Origin of the sequence: Salmonella sp. WC3 (assembly GCF_042932255.1) — a bacterium.
Taxonomy (GTDB): Bacteria; Pseudomonadota; Gammaproteobacteria; order Enterobacterales; family Enterobacteriaceae; genus Salmonella; species Salmonella enterica.
In genome coordinates, this window is record NZ_CP170629.1 from 2,615,908 (window position 1) to 2,636,618 (window position 20,711).

A 20,711-nucleotide genomic window follows, 5' to 3' on the forward strand; every position below is an offset into this window, starting at 1 on the left:
ATGAGTTAAATGACAACGTAATTATTTGTTTCAGCAAAAAGAAATGCAATTATCTTCCGCCAGAAAGTTGATATCGCGCCATACAAGAGGGTAAATAGAAACCATTTGATAATCGGCGGGTTTTACACAACACTACGATGATTACCCTACTGGTCTCAGCTTCGGGAAACGCGTATGACTGTCACCCGCCCCCGTGCCGAGCGCGGCGCATTTCCGCCAGGCACTGAACATTATGGACGTTCGCTACTAGGCGCGCCGCTAATCTGGTTTCCGGCACCTGCAGCCAATCGCGAAAGCGGTCTGATACTGGCTGGCACCCACGGGGATGAAACCTCATCCGTGGTGACGCTCTCCTGTGCGTTACGCACCTTAAATCCAACCCTTCGCCATCATCATGTCGTACTTGCCGTTAATCCTGATGGCTGTCAACTGGGGTTAAGGGCAAATGCGAATGGCGTTGATCTAAACCGTAACTTTCCCGCCGCCAACTGGAAAGCGGGTGAGACAGTTTATCGCTGGAATAGCCGCGCGCAAGAGCGTGATGTCGTGCTGCTAACCGGCGACCATCCCGGCTCAGAACCGGAAACCCAGGCGCTTTGCCAGTTAATTCATCGACTCCAACCCGCCTGGGTCGTCTCTTTTCACGATCCCCTGGCCTGCATTGAAGATCCACGTCGCAGCGAGCTAGGCGAGTGGCTGGCCGATGCTTTTGCGTTGCCGCTGGTGACCAGCGTAGGTTACGAAACGCCCGGTTCGTTTGGCAGCTGGTGCGCCGACCTCAACCTGCACTGCATTACCGCCGAGTTTCCCCCTGTTTCCGCCGATGAAGCCAGCGAAAAATACTTGCTGGCTATGTCGAATCTGCTCCGCTGGCATCCCAAAGATGGAGTTGACCCGTCGTAAAGCGTAGCGCGGGCTCAACATCAACCGCCAGCCATGTTGGGCCATCAAGATCGGCGAAGCTCACCTGCGGCATAAGCGGCAGCGCGGCGCTAATCGCTCTTGATGTACAGAGCATACAGCCCAGCATCAGGCCGAATCCTTGCTCCCGCGCCTCCGTTGCCAGCGCCAGCGCCTCGGTCAGACCGCCGGTTTTATCCAGCTTAATGTTGATCATATCGTAGCGCCCCGTCAGGGCTTTCAGACTACTGCGAGTATGGCAGCTCTCATCTGCACAGATGGGCAACGGATGAACAAAATTTTCCAGGGCGGCGTCATCCTGCGCGGGCAGCGGTTGCTCCAGCATCGCGACATTCAGATCCGCCAGTAACTGGCAACGCGCCGCCAGCCCCTCCGGACGCCACGATTCATTGGCGTCCACAATGAGCGTCGCCTCCGGCACCGCCGAGCGGATCGCCACCATACGTTCGCTAATCAGACGAGCATCGAGTTTGATTTTCAGCAACGTCGCCCCTTTTTCCCATAGTGCCGCCGCACTGGCAGCCATCTGTTCCGGCGTGCCTATCACTACCGTTTGCGCGGTAGTAAAAACCGGGGCCAGCGTCACGCCGAGCAGCCCGGCAAGGCTTTGCTGCCGCTGGCGGGCCTGCAAATCCCATAAGGCACTATCCACCGCGTTGCGCGCCGCGCCTGCCGGCAACAGTTTCTGCAATGCTTCGCGAGTCAGCCCGTTTTCCAACTGAGGCACAATACTCATGATTTGCGCCATGACCGAGGCATCACTTTCACCATAACGTGGATATGGCGTACATTCCCCGATGCCTTTTACGCCCTCTTCTTCCAGTTCGACAACGACAACATGCGCTTCGCTTCGGCTACCACGCGCAATAACGAAAGGCGTATGCAACGGCCAGGTTTCCTCATATACCTTAACAGATCTCATCTCTTCCCCTCTGATAGCGCCGGACGCGGCTTGCTACAAATAGTATTTGCCGTGTTAATGAATAATGACTTAAACTGGATTTCGACGTTAACTATAAGTAAATAGGAACATAATTATGTCACAGACTGTACATTTCCAGGGTAACCCGGTCACCGTTGCCAACGTTATTCCGCAGGCTGGTAGCAAAGCACAGGCTTTTACTCTTGTCGCAAAAGATTTGTCTGACGTTTCCCTCAGCCAATATGCAGGCAAACGCAAAGTGCTGAATATTTTCCCAAGCATTGATACTGGCGTATGCGCCGCATCAGTTCGTAAGTTTAATCAACTGGCCACAGAAGTGGAGAATACCGTCGTATTGTGCGTTTCTGCTGACCTGCCTTTTGCACAGTCGCGTTTTTGCGGCGCGGAAGGCCTGAGCAACGTTATTACGCTTTCCACTCTGCGTAATAACGAGTTTCTGAAAAACTACGGCGTCGAAATCGTTGACGGCCCGCTGAAAGGTTTGGCGGCGCGCGCAGTCATCGTGCTTGACGAAAACGACAACGTTATTTTCAGCCAGTTGGTGGATGAAATCACCCACGAGCCGGATTACGACGCCGCGCTTAATGTCCTGAAGGCATAAGCCAGCGCCTGCTGGCGCTACGTTTGTCAGTGCTACAGGCGGTGCTCTTTTGTCACAAGAAGGCCTCTATCCGGAGGCCTTCTTTTTTTCTACTCTTCACCCTTCTTCTGGCTCAGACCATATTCACGCAGCTTATTGGCAATCGCTGTGTGCGATACCCCCAACCGTTTCGCCAGTTTACGCGTACTCGGATAGCTACGATAAAGCTGGGTCAGGACAGAACGTTCAAAACGACTGGTAATGTCATCCAGCGAGCCTTCCATCGCATCCTCGCCGACTGCCACCGTCGCGGCATCGTAGTCAGGCAGCAGGATATCCTGCGGACGCAGCTCATACCCTTCCAGCTGCGTCAGCGCCCGGTAAATTGCATTTTTAAGCTGGCGAACGTTACCCGGCCAGCCGTAACGAGTGAGGACCGTACTCAGATCGGCAGACAGTTTCGGTCGCGGAACGCCCTGTTCGTCGGCAAAACGCGCCACGAACAGTTCGGTCAACGGCATAATATCCTGCGGACAATCGCGCAACGGCGGCAAATTAAGCGTCAGAACGTTAAGTCGATAATAGAGATCTTCGCGGAACAGTCCTTTTTGCACCAGCTCCACCAGATTTTTCTGCGTGGCGCAGATAACGCGGACATCAACATGAATTTCGTGATCTTCGCCGACGCGACGGAACGTACCATCGTTGAGAAAACGCAGCAGCTTCACCTGCATACGCGGCGACATTTCGCCAATTTCATCCAGCAGCACCGAACCGCCATTCGCCTGTTCAAAAAAGCCTTTTTTACCTTCCGGCGCATGGCCAAATAGTTCGCTTTCTACCGCATCTTCCGGGATTGAAGCGCAGTTGAGCGCCAGATACGGTTTCGCTGAACGAGGGCTTGCCTGGTGACAGGCATAGGCGAAAAGATCTTTGCCGGTTCCCGTATCGCCGGTAATCAGCAGCGGCGCGCTGAGCATCGCCAGTTTGCGCGCCTGCTCAACGACGTGCTTCATCTTTGCGCTCACGGCAATAATCTGACTAAACGCGCTCAGATCCTGCGTGGACAAATTCTGTAGCTGCTGCCCCATACGAATCGTGGAACGCAACATCACGACCGCCCCGGTCAACACGTATTCGTCATTTTCGTTTTGTAAATGTACCGGCGTAATCTCCATCAGGAAGTTTTGCCCGTTGATCACGACATGTTCGTTATGGGAGCTTTGCGGGTTACCGTCCAGCCAGCGCTGAAAATTGAAGCCGTTGATTAATTGTGCGGCGGTATGGTGCCGCATTCGCTCCTGGCTCTGGGCAAAAAGTTGACAACTCGCCGGGTTCGCCATCTCCACTTTACTCTTCATATCCAATGAGAGCACCGGCTCCGGCAACGCCTCAAGCAGCGCGCTCAGGGCCAGATGTTCACGTTCGGACGGCATCCAGGGAACGGTACGGACATCCGTTACGCCGGAAATGCGGCGGATTTCGGCCATCAGGCTGCTAAAGTCGGTGAATTCCAGCTCAGCAAAATTAAGATAAATTCGCCCAATGGGATCAATCTCGATTCCGCGTAAATCAATGCTACGTAACACCAGTAAATCAAGTAATTCGCGGGTCAGACCAAGTCGGTCTTCACAAAAGACTTCCAGACGCATGGGAACCTTCACCTGAATAATGAACCATTAAATAGATGATAAGCCACTATTCGGCTGGCTGGAAGGATTCTGTCAACAAATATTGACAGCATGGCGGAAAAACGGGCGCTGCGGCGTAAAGCCAGGCAATCAGCGCCCTGTGGAAGGTCATTTCTCAGGCGACGACTTACTCTTTTGCAGCGTCTCTTTTAGCTGACCGATAAGCTGACGACGAAAATCACCGAGACGTGGTTTATCGTTGTCGATCCACGGCAATGGTCGACATAGCTCCATCGCTTTTATTCCCAGTCGAGCGGTAAGGAGGCCTGCGCCAATCCCCTGCGCCGCGCGCGTGGACAAGCGTGCGGCCAGATCCTGAGACATCCAGTCCATACCGACTTCACGCACCAGCTCACTGGCCCCCGCGAACGCGATATTCAGCAACACCAGACGGAACAGACGAAGGCGGCTGTAATAACCAAGTTCAATGCCATACAGCGTTGCGATACGGTTAATCAGGCGTAAATTACGCCAGGCAATAAACGCCATATCCACCAACGCTAACGGACTGACGGCGATCATCAGAGTCGATTCCGCAGCAAAACGGCTAATCTCACGTCGCGCCTGCGCGTCAAGTACCGGCTGTACCAGATGCGCATACAAGCCGACGATTTCCCTGTCGTTTTGCGTTTCGTGAATAGCGGCATACCAACGTTGTAATGCCGGATGTGATTGATCAATCCCCGCCTGCTGCGCCAGTTTTTCGCAAAATGCGCGACCTTTCCCGACGCTATGGCTATGTAACAGTTCACGCGCTTCATCGCGTTCATGCGCCCGCTGGCGCAAGCGCCATAATCGCCGCCACTCCGTGACCACCGATCCCACGCCAGCGCCAACGATCAGCGCGCCTGCGGCACAGCCGCCTAAAGCGACCCAGTCCTGAGTTTGCCAGGCATTCATTGTCCACTGTACGCCTTGCCCGACCACGCTCACGCCAAACAGCGCCAGCCCTCCCATCACCATTTTACGCCACAGGCTGCGTTTGGGGCGCAGCGCGGCATCGACCGCCGCTTCTGCCGCGCCTTCGTCTTCCGGGGGCTCATCGATAGCCGCAGGCGCAAATGTACGCGACTCCGCTTCGCTGAAAGTTTGCTGCGCTTTGAAGGCCGACGTAGACTCCTCCTTTAGCGGTTCTGCAAAATCAATACGCGGTTTTAACGGTTCGCTCATCGCAGCTTATCTCCTATTAAAAACTCCAGCGCAGCGTCCAGACGAATATGCGGTAACGGTTTATCAACATCCATCACCTGCGGACGAAAAGCTTCGAACTGAAAACCCTGACTATCCCAAAACGCTTGCCCCGGCAAACGCGAAGGCACTTCGCCGGGGTACACGGTTAACGGCGCGCCGTCACTCAAACGGTTTCCACGTAAAGCCGGGATTTTTTCGCCGTTGACCTCAATCACGCCGCTGGTGGTCGCCTGTACCGACGCCAGCCCCAGGCAATCCATACTAATGCCTTCAAACGCGGCATTTTGCCAGGCATCCTGAATAAGCTGCTGGAGCAAGGACACCATATTGGCATGTTGGTCGAGGGTGACATGGTCGGCTTTCGTCGCGGCGAACAGCAATTTATCAATCACCGGCGAAAACAAACGACGAAACAGAGTCCGCTGGCCATAGTGAAAACTTTGCATCAGCTGCGTTAAGGCGAGACGCATATCATTAAACGCCTGCGGCCCGCTATTAAGCGGTTGCAGACAGTCGACCAGCACAATCTGGCGATCAAAGCGTAGAAAATGATTTTTGTAGAACCCTTTGACCACTTTTTCGCAATAGTAGTTAAAGCGTTCGCGCAGCATTCCAGCGTTGGTCTGCTTATCCGCCTGCGCCAGTTTTGACTCGCCGAAGGCGTCCACATCCGGCCACGGGAAAAACTGCAACGCTGGCGCACCCGCCATATCGCCCGGCAAAACAAACCGTCCAGGCTGAATAAAGTGCAATCCCTGCGATTTACACTGATGCAAATAATCCGTCCAGGCGGCGGCAATCTCCGCCAGCCGATTTTCATCGGCGGGCGCCAGCGGATCGAGCCCGTCGCAAAGTTGCCGCCATTTTGCGGCCCACTCAGCGCGTTGCCCTTGTAACAAGCCGTTCATCTGACGGGACCAGCTTAAATAATCCTGAGCCAGCATGGGCAGATCGAGTAACCATTCCCCTGGATAGTCCACAATCTCCAGATACAATGTCGAGGTATCTTTAAAATGGCGCAGCAGCGAGTCGTTGGAGCGATAGCGCAACGCCAGCCGAATCTCACTGACGCCGCGCGTCGGTGTGGGCCATGCGGGAGGATTGCCATAAAGCTGAAGTATCCCCTCATCGTAGGTAAAACGGGGAATACCAAAATCACGTTGAGGCACGCGCTTTACGCCAAGCAGGCGTTCTTCGCGTACCGCGCTGAGCAACGGTAAGCGCGCGCCCGCGTGGACATTAAGCAACTGGTTAACCATCGCCGTGATAAACGCTGTTTTACCGCTGCGGCTCAACCCGGTTACGGCAAGACGCAAATGCCTGTCTACCCCACGATTGACCAGCGCGTTGAGTTCAGTTTTAAGTCGCTTCATTGACATCCTGTTGAGCCTGAAGAGAAGAAAAAATAATAACGAGCCTGCGTTATAGATATGTGCAAAAACGTTATTATCAACTACCCGGAGAGATCAACAACGGCGCATTAAGCGCCGCGGTTAGTATGAGTATTGAGCAATAGATTATCTATTTTTTTACTTTCGGCATATCAAGACGACTGATGCCGCCCATATTCATCGCGTGCGTATACCCCATATCAAGCAACATTTGTTTTGCCATGCCCGACTGTCGTCCGGAGTTGCAATATAACTTTACCGTATCGTTCCTGTCTGGAACTACCGTTTCGATATGAGATTTAATCTCCTTCAATGGGATATTAATCGCGCCCTGAATATGCTCACGCTGATATTGTTCCGGAATGCGGACATCTATCCAGTATTCTGCGGCATAAAGCGGCATGGCTACGAATAACGCTAACGCAAATATTCCTTTTTTCAACATACTTCCGTCCTGACACGTAATGTATTTCGCACACACTATACGCCAGAGCTTAACGAAATATTATGACCAGACTCGCTATTTGTAACGCTGCGAAATTTTATTCGCCGCCTTACGAAGTACTGGCTCCAGCGCAAACGCCAGCAACATTTTTAGCGGACGACGGGCGACGGATTTTACCGCCCATCCCGCCACGCCGGCAGGCCCGTAGCGTAACGCGGTCAACAGAACCAGCTTACCTGCTATTTTGAAGCCGGGCTTCACCTTCTGCCCGACGCGTTGCCAGCGAGTATTCATCTTCACCTTCCCGATATATCAGTTACAGTTGACGGAAACGACTACGCAGTGTGAACGTATCTGACGTGACGTAGCGTTCCATTTCTCGCAAACGCTTTTCGCCTGCGGCAAGCTCTCTGTCTACGGTATCCAGCAGTTCGCCGCTGGTCGGCTGCGGTTTGCCTGCGGCCAGATTATCCGGCATAGGGTCCAGTACAAAAGACAGAACGATATAGGCCACTACGGTAAAAAACGCCAGCCCAAAGAAAATCGACAGCACGACCAGAATACGCACCAGTTTTACCGGTACATCAAGGTAGTCGGCGATCCCGGCGCAAACGCCACGCACCATGCCCTTTTGCGGCATACGCCATAGTTTTTTATTCAGATTGATTCCACCCATTAGCGCTCTCTCCAGTTCGGATGCTCTGCATCAAGAATGTCTTCCAGCGCCTGAATGCGCTCGCGCATACGTTGCGCGTCGTCTGTGAGTTGCAGTAAGCGTTGCTGCTCGCTTTGCGACAGTTCTCCCCGACCGGCGCGGTTGCTGTAATGCAGCCACAGCCAAATCGGTAACACAAACAACACAAAAATGGTTAACGGGATGGCCAGAAATAGCGCGCTCATGCGTTCTCCTTACACCTAAAGCTGATGAGCGACGGCGCGTACCGGCGCCGCCATTGTCATTATTGATTATCTTGCTTCATTTTGGCTTTCAACTGCGCCAGCTGCTCGCTGATTTCATCATCGGCTTTCAGGTTGGCAAACTGTTGGTCCAGCGATTGCTGCTTACCAAAACGATGGCTTTCCGCTTCCATTTGATCGATACGACGTTCAAAGGATTCAAACCGCGCCATGGCTTCATCCAGTTTGCCGCTGTCAAGCTGACGACGGACATCGCGGGAAGAACTTGCCGCCTGATGACGCAGCATCAGCGCCTGCTGGCGAGCGCGTGTTTCGCTGAGTTTGTTTTCCAGCTCGCCAATCTCTTTCTTCATGCGCGCCAGCGTGTCATCCACCAGCGTGACTTCCTGTTCAAGCGTAGCAATTAAATCGGTCAGCTTTTGTTTTTCAATCAATGCGGCGCGCGCCAGATCGTCTTTATCTTTGCGCAGAGCCAGTTCCGCTTTTTCCTGCCACTCGGTCTGCTGAGTCGTGGCCTGTTCAATACGACGGGATAACTGTTTCTTTTCCGCTAAAGCACGCGCGGAGTTCGAGCGAACCTCCACCAGCGTATCTTCCATCTCCTGAATCATCAGGCGCACCAGCTTCTGCGGATCTTCCGCTTTTTCCAACAACGCATTGATATTGGCGTTCACGATGTCGGCAAAACGAGAAAAAATACCCATAATTCAATCCTCACATAATGTTCTGATAACGGGCGATGCCCTGCTACATGATTAATACAATTTGCGTGCCAACTTTTCATATCACTGATAATAAAGAAATTATTTCGTTTTACCTCGCCAGCAAAAAAGGATAAAGTGGTGAAAAACACTAACAAGTGGCGATTTTCATCATGGCTGAATTTAAAGATAACCTGCTCGGCGAGGCAAACCGTTTTCTTGAAGTACTGGAACAAGTCTCCCGGCTCGCGCCGCTGGATAAGCCAGTGCTGATTATTGGCGAACGCGGTACGGGTAAAGAACTTATCGCCAATCGCCTGCACTATCTCTCTTCACGCTGGCAGGGGCCGCTTATCTCGCTTAACTGCGCGGCGCTTAACGAAAACCTGCTGGACTCCGAACTGTTTGGTCATGAAGCGGGTGCTTTTACCGGGGCGCAAAAACGCCATCCCGGTCGCTTTGAACGCGCCGATGGCGGCACGCTGTTTTTGGATGAACTGGCGACAGCGCCGATGCTGGTACAGGAAAAGCTGCTGCGGGTGATTGAATATGGCGAGCTAGAGCGCGTCGGCGGCAGCCAGCCGTTACAGGTTAATGTGCGATTAGTATGCGCCACTAATGCCGATTTACCCGCCATGGTGAAGGAAGGGACATTTCGTGCCGATCTGCTCGACAGGCTGGCTTTTGATGTTGTACAACTGCCGCCGCTGCGCGAACGCCAGAGCGATATCATGCTGATGGCCGAGCATTTTGCTATTCAGATGTGTCGTGAGCTACGTCTGCCCTTATTTCCCGGTTTTACCGATCGGGCAAAAGAAACGTTGTTGCATTACGCCTGGCCGGGTAATGTCCGCGAGCTGAAAAACGTAGTCGAACGTTCAGTGTATCGCCACGGCAGCAGTGAACATCCTTTGGATGAAATTGTTATCGATCCTTTTCAACGCCATCCCGCCGAACCGCCCACGCCCGCCCTGCCAGCGGCATCCGCCACGCCTGACCTGCCGCTCAACTTGCGGGAGTTTCAACTGCAACAGGAAAAAGCGCTGCTGCAACGTAGCTTACAGCAGGCGAAATTTAACCAGAAACGAGCCGCCGATTTGCTGGCGCTCACCTACCACCAGTTTCGCGCCTTGCTTAAAAAGCATCAGCTTTAGCTATTTCTCCGGCTAATTGACGACATTTACGCCAGTTATCCACCGACATTTTTACGTGGCGGGCCGAAGTGCGATACACTTTGCAAATTGAACTTCAAAAACTTAACTATTATGCGCCTGGTTTTATCGTCTCTGATCGTGATAGCGGGTCTACTGAGTAGTCAGGCTACGGCTGCGGCTGCGCCCGAACAAACTGCGAGTGCAGATATTCGCGATAGCGGCTTTGTGTATTGTGTCAGCGGGCAGGTCAACACCTTTAATCCGCAAAAAGCGAGCAGCGGCCTCATCGTCGATACCCTGGCCGCCCAGTTATATGACCGCCTGTTGGATGTCGATCCCTATACTTATCGTTTAGTCCCAGAGCTGGCAGAAAGCTGGGAAGTGCTGGATAACGGGGCAACGTACCGTTTTCACCTGCGCCGCGACGTTTCCTTTCAAAAAACAGCCTGGTTTACGCCGACCCGAAAACTCAATGCTGATGATGTCGTCTTTACCTTTCAGCGGATTTTCGATCGTCGACATCCGTGGCATAACATCAACGGCAGTAGCTTCCCCTACTTTGATAGCCTACAGTTCGCCGACAATGTAAAAAGCGTGCGTAAGCTGGACAATAACACCGTTGAGTTTCGCCTGACGCAGCCAGACGCCTCCTTTTTATGGCATCTGGCTACACACTACGCTTCCGTCATGTCCGCTGAGTACGCCGCGCAGCTTAGCCGAAAAGATCGTCAGGAACTGCTAGACCGCCAACCGGTCGGCACCGGGCCTTTCCAGCTTTCGGAGTACCGTGCCGGGCAGTTTATTCGTCTCCAGCGCCACGATGGGTTTTGGCGCGGCAAACCGCTGATGCCGCAAGTGGTGGTGGATTTAGGCTCCGGCGGTACCGGGCGTTTATCGAAATTACTGACCGGTGAATGCGATGTTCTGGCCTGGCCCGCCGCCAGCCAGCTAACTATTTTACGCGACGATCCGCGTTTACGTCTGACGTTGCGCCCGGGGATGAATATCGCCTATCTGGCCTTTAACACCGATAAGCCGCCGTTGAATAATCCCGCAGTGCGCCATGCGCTGGCCTTATCGATCAACAACCAGCGTCTGATGCAGTCGATTTATTACGGCACGGCGGAAACCGCAGCCTCCATTTTACCGAGAGCCTCATGGGCTTACGATAACGATGCCAAAATTACGGAGTACAATCCGGAAAAATCGCGCGAACAGCTAAAAGCGCTGGGCATTGAGAATCTTACGCTGCATCTCTGGGTGCCGACCAGTTCTCAGGCCTGGAACCCAAGTCCGCTAAAAACGGCGGAGCTTATTCAGGCGGATATGGCGCAGGTTGGCGTAAAAGTGGTCATTGTGCCGGTTGAAGGTCGTTTTCAGGAGGCGCGCCTGATGGATATGAATCACGATCTGACCTTATCCGGCTGGGCCACGGACAGCAACGATCCGGATAGCTTTTTCAGACCACTGTTAAGCTGTGCGGCCATCAATTCGCAAACCAATTTCGCCCACTGGTGTAACCCTGAATTTGACAGCGTGCTGCGTAAGGCACTGTCGTCGCAGCAGTTGGCTTCGCGCATAGAAGCGTATGAGGAAGCGCAGAATATCCTGGAGAAAGAGCTGCCGATACTGCCGCTGGCATCATCACTACGCCTGCAGGCTTACCGCTACGATATTAAAGGGCTGGTGTTAAGCCCGTTCGGCAATGCGTCTTTTGCCGGCGTCTCCCGCGAAAAACACGAAGAGGTGAAAAAACCATGATTATCTTCACCCTGCGTCGGTTATTGCTGTTGCTGGTGACGCTCTTCTTCCTGACCTTTATCGGCTTTAGCCTGAGCTATTTTACGCCGCACGCGCCGCTACAAGGCGCATCATTATGGAATGCCTGGGTTTTCTGGTTCAACGGTCTGCTGCACTGGGACTTTGGCGTGTCCAGCATTAACGGCCAGCTGATCTCCGAACAGCTTAAAGAGGTGTTTCCCGCCACGATGGAGCTGTGCATTCTCGCCTTTGGTTTTGCGCTGATGGTCGGCATCCCGGTCGGGATGCTGGCTGGCGTGACGCGTAGCAAATGGCCGGATCGTTTTATCAGCGCGCTGGCGCTATTAGGTTTCTCAATTCCGGTTTTCTGGCTGGCGCTTCTGCTCACACTGTTCTTTTCGCTCACGCTAGGGTGGCTGCCGGTATCCGGGCGATTTGACCTGCTTTATGAAGTTAAACCGGTTACCGGTTTCGCCATCATTGACGCCTGGATTTCAGATTCGCCGTGGCGTGATGAAATGGTGATGAGCGCCATACGGCATATGGTTTTACCGGTGCTCACGCTTTCCGTCGCGCCGACCACAGAAGTGATCCGCCTGATGCGAATCAGCACTATTGAGGTCTACGATCAGAACTACGTTAAAGCGGCGGCCACGCGCGGCTTGTCGCGCTTTACGATTTTACGCCGTCACGTGTTGCATAATGCGCTGCCGCCGGTCATTCCCCGTCTTGGTCTGCAGTTTTCAACCATGTTAACGCTGGCGATGATTACCGAAATGGTTTTCAGCTGGCCAGGGCTGGGACGATGGTTAATTCACGCCATTCGTCAGCAGGACTATGCCGCTATTTCCGCTGGCGTGATGGTCATTGGGTCGCTGGTTATTGTGGTCAATGTGATTTCCGATATTTTGGGTGCTATGGCTAACCCTCTGAAACATAAGGAATGGTATGCCTTACGATAGCGTATACAGCGAAAAGCGCCCGCCAGGCACCCTGCGCACTGCCTGGCGTAAATTTTATAGCGACGCGCCTGCGATGGTGGGCCTGTATGGATGCGCCGGTCTGGCGTTGTTGTGTATTTTTGGCGGCTGGATCGCGCCCTATGGTATCGATCAGCAATTTTTGGGCTATCAGCTACTGCCGCCCTCCTGGTCACGCTATGGCGAAGTCTCCTTTTTTCTGGGGACTGACGATCTGGGGCGCGATGTGCTGAGCCGCCTGTTAAGCGGCGCGGCGCCCACGGTCGGCAGCGCGTTTATCGTAACGCTGGCGGCTACGCTATGTGGATTAGTCCTCGGCGTAGTGGCAGGCGCGACGCACGGTTTACGCTCTGCCGTGCTGAACCATATTCTGGACACGCTGCTTTCCATCCCTTCGCTCTTGCTGGCGATTATCGTCGTGGCATTTGCCGGCCCACATCTGTCACACGCGATGTTTGCCGTCTGGCTGGCTCTGTTGCCGCGAATGGTACGTTCCGTCTATAGCATGGTGCATGATGAACTGGAAAAAGAGTACGTCATTGCCGCCCGTCTGGATGGCGCGACAACGCTGAATATTCTGTGGTTCGCCATTTTACCGAATATTACCGCCGGTCTGGTCACCGAAATTACCCGGGCGCTGTCGATGGCGATTCTGGACATCGCCGCGCTGGGATTTTTAGATCTCGGAGCTCAGCTTCCCTCTCCTGAATGGGGCGCCATGTTGGGGGATGCGCTGGAGCTAATCTATGTCGCGCCGTGGACCGTTATGCTACCCGGCGCGGCGATAACGCTCAGTGTTTTACTGGTAAACCTGCTCGGAGATGGGATTCGTCGTGCGATTATTGCGGGGGTGGAATAATGCCGTTACTGGATATCCGCAATCTCACCATTGAATTTAAAACCAGCGAAGGTTGGGTAAAAGCGGTCGATCGCGTCAGTATGACATTAAGCGAAGGCGAAATTCGCGGCCTGGTAGGTGAATCGGGTTCCGGAAAGAGCTTGATTGCTAAAGCTATTTGCGGCGTCGCGAAAGACAACTGGCGAGTCACTGCCGACCGTATGCGTTTTGATGATATCGATCTGCTGCGCCTCTCCTCACGTGAACGGCGTAAGCTGGTCGGACATAATGTGTCGATGATCTTCCAGGAGCCGCAGTCGTGCCTTGATCCTTCCGAACGCGTCGGCCGCCAGTTAATGCAAAATATTCCCGCCTGGACCTATAAAGGCCGCTGGTGGCAGCGTTTAGGCTGGCGTAAACGGCGTGCAATTGAATTACTGCACCGGGTGGGAATTAAAGATCATAAAGACGCGATGCGCAGTTTTCCCTATGAACTGACCGATGGCGAGTGTCAGAAAGTTATGATCGCTATCGCGCTGGCGAATCAACCGCGACTCCTGATCGCTGATGAACCCACCAACTCAATGGAACCGACGACGCAGGCGCAAATTTTTCGCCTGTTGACGCGACTGAATCAAAACAGTAATACCACCATTCTGTTGATTAGCCACGACCTGCAAATGCTGAGTCAGTGGGCTGACAAAATCAACGTTTTATACTGCGGCCAGACGGTAGAAACCGCGCCAAGTAAAGATCTGGTGACGACGCCACATCATCCTTATACGCAGGCGCTTATCCGTGCGATTCCGGATTTTGGCAGCGCGATGCCGCATAAAAGCCGTCTCAATACGCTGCCGGGCGCGATCCCGCTACTGGAGCAGTTACCGATAGGTTGTCGTCTGGGGCCGCGCTGCCCTTACGCGCAACGAGAATGCATTATCACGCCACGCTTAACCGGCGCGAAAAATCATCTCTATGCCTGTCATTTTCCGCTGAATATGGAGAGAGAGTGATATGGTGGAAACTCTGCTTGAAGTGCGCAACCTGAGTAAAACCTTTCGCTACCGGACAGGATGGTTTCGTCGCCAGACCGTCGACGCCGTGAAACCATTAAGCTTTACGCTTCGTGAGCGTCAGACCCTGGCCATTATCGGCGAAAACGGTTCCGGCAAATCCACGCTGGCGAAGATGCTGGCCGGCATGATTGAACCCACCAGCGGCGAGCTTCTTATTGACGATCATCCCCTGCATTACGGCGACTATTCGTTTCGAAGCCAACGTATTCGAATGATTTTTCAGGACCCTTCAACGTCACTGAATCCACGTCAACGTATTTCACAGATTCTTGACTTCCCCCTGCGCCTTAATACCGATCTGGAGCCGGAACAGCGGCGCAAACAGATTGTCGAGACGATGCGTATGGTGGGGCTATTGCCCGATCACGTGAGCTACTACCCGCATATGCTGGCGCCGGGGCAGAAACAGCGTCTGGGCCTGGCCCGCGCGCTGATTTTACGCCCTAAAGTCATTATCGCGGACGAAGCGCTGGCTTCGCTTGATATGTCCATGCGCTCGCAGCTCATCAATCTGATGCTTGAATTGCAGGAAAAGCAAGGCATCTCCTATATCTATGTCACGCAGCATATCGGCATGATGAAACATATTAGCGATCAGGTATTAGTGATGCATCAGGGGGAAGTGGTTGAACGCGGCAGCACCGCCGATGTGCTCGCCTCTCCGCTACATGAGCTTACCCGCCGTTTAATCGCAGGCCATTTTGGCGAGGCGCTGACCGCTGACGCATGGCGAAAGGATCGCTAAGCGACACAAATACCCTCAGTTCAATTCTCTGAGGGTGTTCATGCGACTGCCCAACAGCAATGTTTCAACCTCTTCTAACGCAACGGAAGGAAATAACGAGCCCTGGGTTGCCCAAATGCCTGCCGTTTTTAACACCGGCAAATAGCGTGTGTTTTCCTGGCCCCCCACCACGATCTTGTCACAATAACGCCGGATATGTTTGACAAGCAGCGGAAACGTCATTTTTTCAATTTGTGAGACAAAAAAGCTGCGATCAAGTTTTACGCCGCTAAAACACCCGCAAACTAATGGCGCAGCAGTTGCATTCCCTACGCCCAGGTCGCCCAGCCATAATGGATTAGGTTGCTTATGAAGCGCGTGTATTAAAGGATCGATTAAGGCGTTATCTTGACATGAAAAATGTTCAGCGACCTGCAGCTCCACAAATAGCATGGCGTGTAGTAATGCGCGAATATCTTTATCCTGAAGGACAAGCTGCGCCATACCCCGATCAATATTTACGATACAGAATAGGCCGTGGCGTAGAAACCAGCCATGTTTGGCCGCGATTGTCCGCAACAGATCAAGCAGAAAACGGCGCTTCTGCGAATTGTCCCATGACGAGATAACAAACTCAGGGTGTAGCGGACGAGCGGGCGACGATGCAAAATGGGTAGTGATTTCGACACCCAGTAAATCCCCCTCCATTGCCCTTATCGGCTCTGCCATAAAAAATAGCGCATGTGACCACTCCACTTGATCTTAACTCCCTGATAATGCTCTTTTAACGCAAATCAATCAATAAAAACGATCAATATATAAAAAATGATCGAAAAAAACAATATATGTTAACTTCATGATAACTTGCTAATTTTATGTTTTGAGAATGTTCTTCTATTGCTATAAGGAAATTTACATACTACGCCGAACAACGCTAATACGACGGCATGAGACCATCCGTAAAGCCAGGTTTTTCTTGTCAGGCAGAGGGGAAAAATCAAGGCGAGTTAATGTTGTTACACCATTGCGAGGCATTTCACCCACTATGGCAGCGCGGCATCGCCAACCCTAATGGCGAGTTGCATCTCCGCTGCAGGCTGTCCAGATCCCCCGAACGACCTTTAAACGAATAGCAACTCTCAATAATTGATCGGTAAATCTGTAGCGAATGAGCCCCGGCGATTCGCAGAAAAGAACGGAACTAAATGCTATTTTTTTAATTCATTCTTTAATACTTTAGCCACAAGAGTCCCCTCCTCAGGCGCGGCTAGTTTAAAACGTCTTCCTGGCGCAGGTGTCTGTTCTTCCTCTCCGATTAACGCATCAAGATCCGTAATAAGTGACTTATAATATTCAACATCTTCAGTATTTCCTTCGGTCTCGGCCCGCTTTAATTTTATCATGTGATGGGCCTTAATTTGCTCTTCCAGTTGCCTTGTTGCAAGAGAAACGCTTCGCTGTTGCCGTGATTCTTGTGACAACACGATTTGATCGCCATCCACAAAGAAAAGAACCCCCTCTTTAACCAGAATATTACCTAAGATATTTATATCATGCATATAAACCCCCCGGGATTTAAGAAGCGCCTCCGCCATTCGATAGTTATCTTCATCTTCAACATCGAACTCCTGACCTTGAATATATTTTGAAACTAAAACCGTAACGTCTTTACCATTAATATTCATGATGGCCGAACGAGAAAAATTCTTGTCGCCATTGGCCATATTCAAATACTTACTGACACGCTCAGGATGACAATTACGATGTTCCTGAGAGTTAACATCCACTTTTATTCCCCGCTCATTAACTGGAATCTTAACAACAAAGTCATCATGTAACCGATAGACTGTCCCATAACTTCCGCTACCTATTTTATTTTTTTCAATATCACGCATGCGAATATTTTTCTGAAACTCCGGCGAGTTAATAAACGCCTCTATTGCCGCTGGTTGTGATGCATCCGTCTGATCAATAGCGCCGCTCTCATCACCAGACGCCGTGGCGGGCGTGGTCAGGAAGTCTATCAAACGTTGCTCAAAAGCCTCATAGATTCCATTACTACCTGCCTCGCTCGGCGGTAGATTATCATTACCCAAAGCGGCAAGCGTAATTTCCCCGTTATTATAATTAAACATCGTTTCTTTTAAAAAATCGACGCAACGTTCAGAACACTCCGTCTCGGTCACTAATACTCCATCGTAAAACATCTGTAGTAGTAACATATTTTCTTGATGTGCTAATACCTCTACAGTGTATTTATCTATTGTTTCAGGTCTGGAGGCATCAATAAGTTTAATATATCCAAGAAGGGGGCGCCATCGTGTACAGTCTTCATCTCGCTTCGAAAATGGTCCTGGAGAGAAAGGCCCTTTAATATCGGGATGCTCTTTTTTTTGGCACAGTAGATTATAGATTTCTCTATAATCAGAAATTAAACTTCGCCTGGTAAATATATTCCTGAAAAAATCTATAAATTTCTCACACGTTGAAAAAACATGCTCTCTTTTATTATCGATGATATCTCTTAAATACCTTTCTGATATCTGGCAACTATGATTTCCGATCTGAAATGTAAACGGCATATGTCTCATCCTCTGAAAATTTATTATAATACACATGCAAACATATAAAAACCTGATTTGTAACTACTGTAATCACCTGATTTCCAAAATTTTTCATATTCAGTATTACTCTGCATCAATAAATAGAGAAAACCTTCAGCACCTAAAAAAGAAATTATTTTTGTTAAGCATTTGCTGGTTAAAATTACATATCCATAACATCGCTAATAGGTGAGGTAAACCATTTGGATGAATATTCAGGCTTCCTACAGAACCTTTATTTGTCTGGTGGAAAGCGCATCGCTATCGTACTTGCTATCCGTCCCGGTGTCTCTGGTTGGATGAGGCGAACCTTACACCAGCTGGTATACTGCACCGTAGGGCCTGTCCCATTAGACTCTTTGATTTGCCAGTTTGGCCCTGGGGAGTGCTCAAAATCCTCAGGGACTTCGTTACCGTGTGGTTTTAGAACGTCACCTGCCGGAGATAGCGGCGGAAAAATAGCGTGACACACGGGGCCAGGAGTGGGATATAATTTCAGACTAATTTCGAATAATGTTGAAAAGTTGCTGTTAACCATTGTTCGTAAAAGCAAAAAATAAGCAATGACTATAAGGATTAAAGCTATGGGTTTTCTTTCCGGTAAGCGCATTCTGGTCACTGGCGTGGCCAGTAAACTGTCCATCGCCTACGGTATCGCACAGGCGATGCACCGCGAAGGAGCTGAACTGGCGTTCACCTACCAGAACGACAAACTGAAAGGCCGCGTAGAAGAATTTGCTGCCCAGCTGGGTTCCAGCATCGTTTTACCGTGTGATGTCGCTGAAGATGCCAGCATTGACGCTATGTTTGCGGAGCTAGGTAACGTTTGGCCGAAATTTGACGGTTTCGTACACTCGATTGGTTTCGCGCCTGGCGATCAGCTGGACGGCGATTATGTTAATGCGGTTACCCGCGAAGGCTTTAAAATCGCTCACGATATTAGCTCTTACAGCTTTGTTGCCATGGCGAAAGCCTGCCGCACCATGCTGAATCCGGGTTCTGCGCTGTTGACCTTGTCTTATCTGGGAGCGGAGCGCGCCATCCCGAACTACAATGTCATGGGTCTGGCGAAAGCCTCTCTGGAAGCCAACGTGCGTTATATGGCAAATGCAATGGGGCCGGAAGGCGTTCGCGTCAACGCCATCTCTGCGGGCCCAATCCGCACGCTGGCGGCGTCCGGTATTAAAGACTTCCGTAAAATGCTGGCGCATTGTGAAGCCGTTACGCCAATTCGTCGCACCGTGACCATTGAAGATGTGGGTAACTCAGCGGCGTTTCTGTGCTCCGATCTCTCGGCAGGCATTTCTGGCGAAGTCGTTCACGTTGACGGCGGGTTCAGCATTGCGGCAATGAATGAACTGGAACTGAAGTAAGCGCATTAAGTTTATTAACGGGCGGCACGGCTGTGCTGCCCCATTCCCCTAACTCACCGCTCATCTCGTTATATAGCGTTCTGATATTTGTTATCACCTAACAATCTTTCATCCCTTTCCCGCATACGCCAGGATAATCCAGCATAAACGATCCGACGCCGAATCATTATCGATCGCCATTTCATCCTCGGGAAACCCTATGGAACAATGCCGAAAAGCGGGTAAAAGCCACTGGTATCATGAAACACAATCCACTATGTCGTCACAAACCCCGCTTTCGCTGATGCCGGAAGCCGCGTATGTTAACGATCGTTTTTTACTGGATTTAGCGGTAGCAGAAACCGCGTTGACGCCTTTTGAATCATGGTTAAAGCCCGCTCGCCAGTTGGCGGATGTCTTATTTCCTCGCACGGTTCTCAACGACCGGCTTCATACGTTTAGCGCCTATGAACGTATGAGCACCGCCCTTACCGCCGCTCAGGTATTTGGGGTTCAGCGTTTGTGTCGCTATTATGCCGCGCGTCTGGCGCCGCTACCTGGCCCTGACGCCTCAAGAGAGAGCAATCAACGGCTGGCGCAAATTACGCAATACGCTCGTCAGCTTGCCGGCTCCCCCTCCGTTATCAATACGCGAGCCCGCGAACAGCTTGCAGAGGTGGGATTAACCGCCCGGGATACCGTACTCATCAATCAGATCATTGGGTTTATCGGTTTTCAGGCGCGGGTAGCGGCGATATTTCAGGCGTTTTGCCGTCTGCCCGTGCGCGAACTGCCCGGCCAGGAGATGCAGCGCTTTGCCAGGGCCGCGCGGTTTCAAAACCCCCAGACGATATGGCGGCCCGCCGCCAGTCTGGTAGAATATCCTCCAGCCCATACCAAAGTTCGGCGGCAATATTCGTCTTCACAATGCCAAATGATGGCGCCGGTACTCATGCGCGATCCGTCTTCATTCGCGTTACTCGAACGCATACTGACCAGCACATTACACACTGCATCGCCCCCTTCTTTACTTCCACTTATCACGCTCCTCACATCACGTATCAACGGCAGCGCCGCCTGCTTTAACGAACAGGCAACCCAACCTGGCGCGTGGCGCCGTGCTGTCATCACGTTACGCCAGGAAGACGACGACATCGCTCGTTGGGAACTTGAGCCCGCGCTGACACAGGCGATACAATGGCTCACCAGAGCGCCCGATCGCTTTAGCGCCGCGCATTTTTTCCCGCTACTCACCAGGGGAGTTTCATCGGAGCAGGCCATTAATATGTTAGGCTGGTGTGGCGTGTGCGGATGGTTAAATCGTTTAAAAATCGCGTTGGGCGAAACCTATTAACTCATCCATTACTGAAAGAGCGCTTGCTGCGCCAGGCAGAATCGCGTAAAACTGTCAGCCGCTCTTTTGGCTACGAAAATAGACGAAT

General features: G+C 51.8%; 22 protein-coding genes and 1 pseudogene. 12 read left to right on the forward strand and 11 right to left on the reverse strand.

Annotation, left to right across the window (positions count from 1 at the left end; all coding sequences use genetic code 11):
• The first annotated feature begins 174 nt into the window (after nt 1-174).
• On the forward strand, nt 175-903 hold the full coding sequence (gene mpaA / locus ACFK9X_RS12635) for a murein tripeptide amidase MpaA (RefSeq protein ID WP_151116625.1): 729 nt from the start codon (nt 175-177) through the stop codon (nt 901-903).
• On the opposite strand, the gene ycjG is transcribed toward mpaA, so the two are convergent.
• Nucleotides 851-1,843 carry an L-Ala-D/L-Glu epimerase gene (gene ycjG / locus ACFK9X_RS12640; RefSeq protein WP_151116627.1) on the reverse strand — a complete coding sequence of 331 codons (993 nt, stop codon included), beginning with the start codon at nt 1,841-1,843 and terminating at the stop codon, nt 851-853. The genes mpaA and ycjG overlap by 53 nt on opposite strands.
• A gap of 115 nt (nt 1,844-1,958) precedes the next feature.
• On the opposite strand from ycjG, the gene tpx reads away from it, so the two are divergent.
• On the forward strand, nt 1,959-2,465 hold the full coding sequence (gene tpx / locus ACFK9X_RS12645) for a thiol peroxidase (protein WP_000084401.1): 507 nt from the start codon (nt 1,959-1,961) through the stop codon (nt 2,463-2,465).
• 89 nt (nt 2,466-2,554) lie between these two features.
• Here tpx and tyrR read toward each other — a convergent pair whose 3' ends face one another.
• From tyrR to pspA, 8 genes are all read right to left on the reverse strand, one after another.
• Entirely contained in the window at nt 2,555-4,096 is a 1,542-nt protein-coding gene (gene tyrR / locus ACFK9X_RS12650; RefSeq protein ID WP_151116629.1) for a transcriptional regulator TyrR, read from the reverse strand.
• Nucleotides 4,097-4,243: 147 nt separating this feature from the next.
• The gene (locus tag ACFK9X_RS12655; RefSeq protein WP_001294479.1) at nt 4,244-5,305 is read right to left on the reverse strand and encodes a TIGR01620 family protein; all 1,062 of its coding nucleotides are present in this window, start codon (nt 5,303-5,305) and stop codon (nt 4,244-4,246) included.
• Nucleotides 5,302-6,699, reverse strand: a complete 1,398-nt coding sequence (locus ACFK9X_RS12660; RefSeq protein WP_151116632.1) for a YcjX family protein — start codon at nt 6,697-6,699, stop codon at nt 5,302-5,304. The genes ACFK9X_RS12655 and ACFK9X_RS12660 overlap by 4 nt, the downstream gene beginning before the upstream one ends.
• 148 nt (nt 6,700-6,847) lie before the next feature.
• Nucleotides 6,848-7,162 (reverse strand): thiosulfate sulfurtransferase PspE, encoded by a 315-nt coding sequence (gene pspE, locus ACFK9X_RS12665; protein WP_000913432.1) that lies wholly within the window; start codon nt 7,160-7,162, stop codon nt 6,848-6,850.
• A 75-nt stretch (nt 7,163-7,237) separates the two neighbouring features.
• Nucleotides 7,238-7,456, reverse strand: coding sequence for a phage shock protein PspD (pspD, locus tag ACFK9X_RS12670; RefSeq protein ID WP_001097610.1), 219 nt, complete (start codon nt 7,454-7,456; stop codon nt 7,238-7,240).
• A gap of 22 nt (nt 7,457-7,478) precedes the next feature.
• A complete protein-coding gene (gene pspC / locus ACFK9X_RS12675) occupies nt 7,479-7,838 on the reverse strand; it encodes an envelope stress response membrane protein PspC (RefSeq protein WP_000508938.1) in 360 nt (119 codons plus the stop codon).
• Nucleotides 7,838-8,062 carry an envelope stress response membrane protein PspB gene (pspB, locus tag ACFK9X_RS12680; protein ID WP_001274953.1) on the reverse strand — a complete coding sequence of 75 codons (225 nt, stop codon included), beginning with the start codon at nt 8,060-8,062 and terminating at the stop codon, nt 7,838-7,840. The genes pspC and pspB overlap by 1 nt, the downstream gene beginning before the upstream one ends.
• Nucleotides 8,063-8,121: 59 nt before the next feature.
• On the reverse strand, nt 8,122-8,784 hold the full coding sequence (pspA, locus tag ACFK9X_RS12685; RefSeq protein WP_061380491.1) for a phage shock protein PspA: 663 nt from the start codon (nt 8,782-8,784) through the stop codon (nt 8,122-8,124).
• 170 nt (nt 8,785-8,954) lie between these two features.
• Here pspA and pspF point away from each other — a divergent pair, with 170 nt between their 5' ends.
• The 6 genes from pspF (at nt 8,955) to sapF (ending at nt 15,335) form a co-directional block, all read left to right on the forward strand.
• Nucleotides 8,955-9,935 carry a phage shock protein operon transcriptional activator gene (pspF, locus tag ACFK9X_RS12690; RefSeq protein ID WP_023198592.1) on the forward strand — a complete coding sequence of 327 codons (981 nt, stop codon included), beginning with the start codon at nt 8,955-8,957 and terminating at the stop codon, nt 9,933-9,935.
• A gap of 111 nt (nt 9,936-10,046) precedes the next feature.
• The gene (gene sapA / locus ACFK9X_RS12695) at nt 10,047-11,696 is read left to right on the forward strand and encodes a peptide ABC transporter substrate-binding protein SapA (protein WP_001241620.1); all 1,650 of its coding nucleotides are present in this window, start codon (nt 10,047-10,049) and stop codon (nt 11,694-11,696) included.
• Nucleotides 11,693-12,658, forward strand: a complete 966-nt coding sequence (sapB, locus tag ACFK9X_RS12700) for a peptide ABC transporter permease SapB (RefSeq protein WP_000583298.1) — start codon at nt 11,693-11,695, stop codon at nt 12,656-12,658. Before sapA ends, sapB begins: the two co-directional genes overlap by 4 nt.
• Nucleotides 12,645-13,535 carry a peptide ABC transporter permease SapC gene (sapC, locus tag ACFK9X_RS12705; RefSeq protein WP_151116634.1) on the forward strand — a complete coding sequence of 297 codons (891 nt, stop codon included), beginning with the start codon at nt 12,645-12,647 and terminating at the stop codon, nt 13,533-13,535. Before sapB ends, sapC begins: the two co-directional genes overlap by 14 nt.
• Complete coding sequence (sapD, locus tag ACFK9X_RS12710; protein ID WP_001128869.1) at nt 13,535-14,527, forward strand: peptide ABC transporter ATP-binding protein SapD; 993 nt, start codon at nt 13,535-13,537, stop codon at nt 14,525-14,527. The genes sapC and sapD overlap by 1 nt, the downstream gene beginning before the upstream one ends.
• A 1-nt stretch (nt 14,528) precedes the next feature.
• The gene (gene sapF / locus ACFK9X_RS12715) at nt 14,529-15,335 is read left to right on the forward strand and encodes a peptide ABC transporter ATP-binding protein SapF (RefSeq protein WP_000230462.1); all 807 of its coding nucleotides are present in this window, start codon (nt 14,529-14,531) and stop codon (nt 15,333-15,335) included.
• A 15-nt stretch (nt 15,336-15,350) separates the two neighbouring features.
• Here sapF and ACFK9X_RS12720 read toward each other — a convergent pair whose 3' ends face one another.
• Nucleotides 15,351-16,043 carry an EAL domain-containing protein gene (locus ACFK9X_RS12720; protein ID WP_151116636.1) on the reverse strand — a complete coding sequence of 231 codons (693 nt, stop codon included), beginning with the start codon at nt 16,041-16,043 and terminating at the stop codon, nt 15,351-15,353.
• Between the two features lie 479 nt (nt 16,044-16,522).
• Nucleotides 16,523-17,896 (reverse strand): SPI-2 type III secretion system effector kinase SteC, encoded by a 1,374-nt coding sequence (gene steC / locus ACFK9X_RS12725; RefSeq protein ID WP_001116924.1) that lies wholly within the window; start codon nt 17,894-17,896, stop codon nt 16,523-16,525.
• 34 nt (nt 17,897-17,930) lie between these two features.
• Between steC and ACFK9X_RS12730 the strand changes: the two genes are divergently transcribed.
• From ACFK9X_RS12730 to ACFK9X_RS12745, 4 genes and pseudogenes are all read left to right on the forward strand, one after another.
• A complete protein-coding gene (locus ACFK9X_RS12730) occupies nt 17,931-18,110 on the forward strand; it encodes a hypothetical protein (RefSeq protein WP_031617826.1) in 180 nt (59 codons plus the stop codon).
• Complete coding sequence (locus ACFK9X_RS12735) at nt 18,085-18,384, forward strand: hypothetical protein (RefSeq protein WP_010989025.1); 300 nt, start codon at nt 18,085-18,087, stop codon at nt 18,382-18,384. Before ACFK9X_RS12730 ends, ACFK9X_RS12735 begins: the two co-directional genes overlap by 26 nt.
• A gap of 117 nt (nt 18,385-18,501) precedes the next feature.
• Entirely contained in the window at nt 18,502-19,290 is a 789-nt protein-coding gene (fabI, locus tag ACFK9X_RS12740; RefSeq protein WP_000506501.1) for an enoyl-ACP reductase FabI, read from the forward strand.
• A 199-nt stretch (nt 19,291-19,489) separates the two neighbouring features.
• Nucleotides 19,490-20,467: pseudogene (locus tag ACFK9X_RS12745) on the forward strand (CMD domain-containing protein); the annotation flags it as partial.
• Nucleotides 20,468-20,711 lie beyond the last annotated feature (244 nt).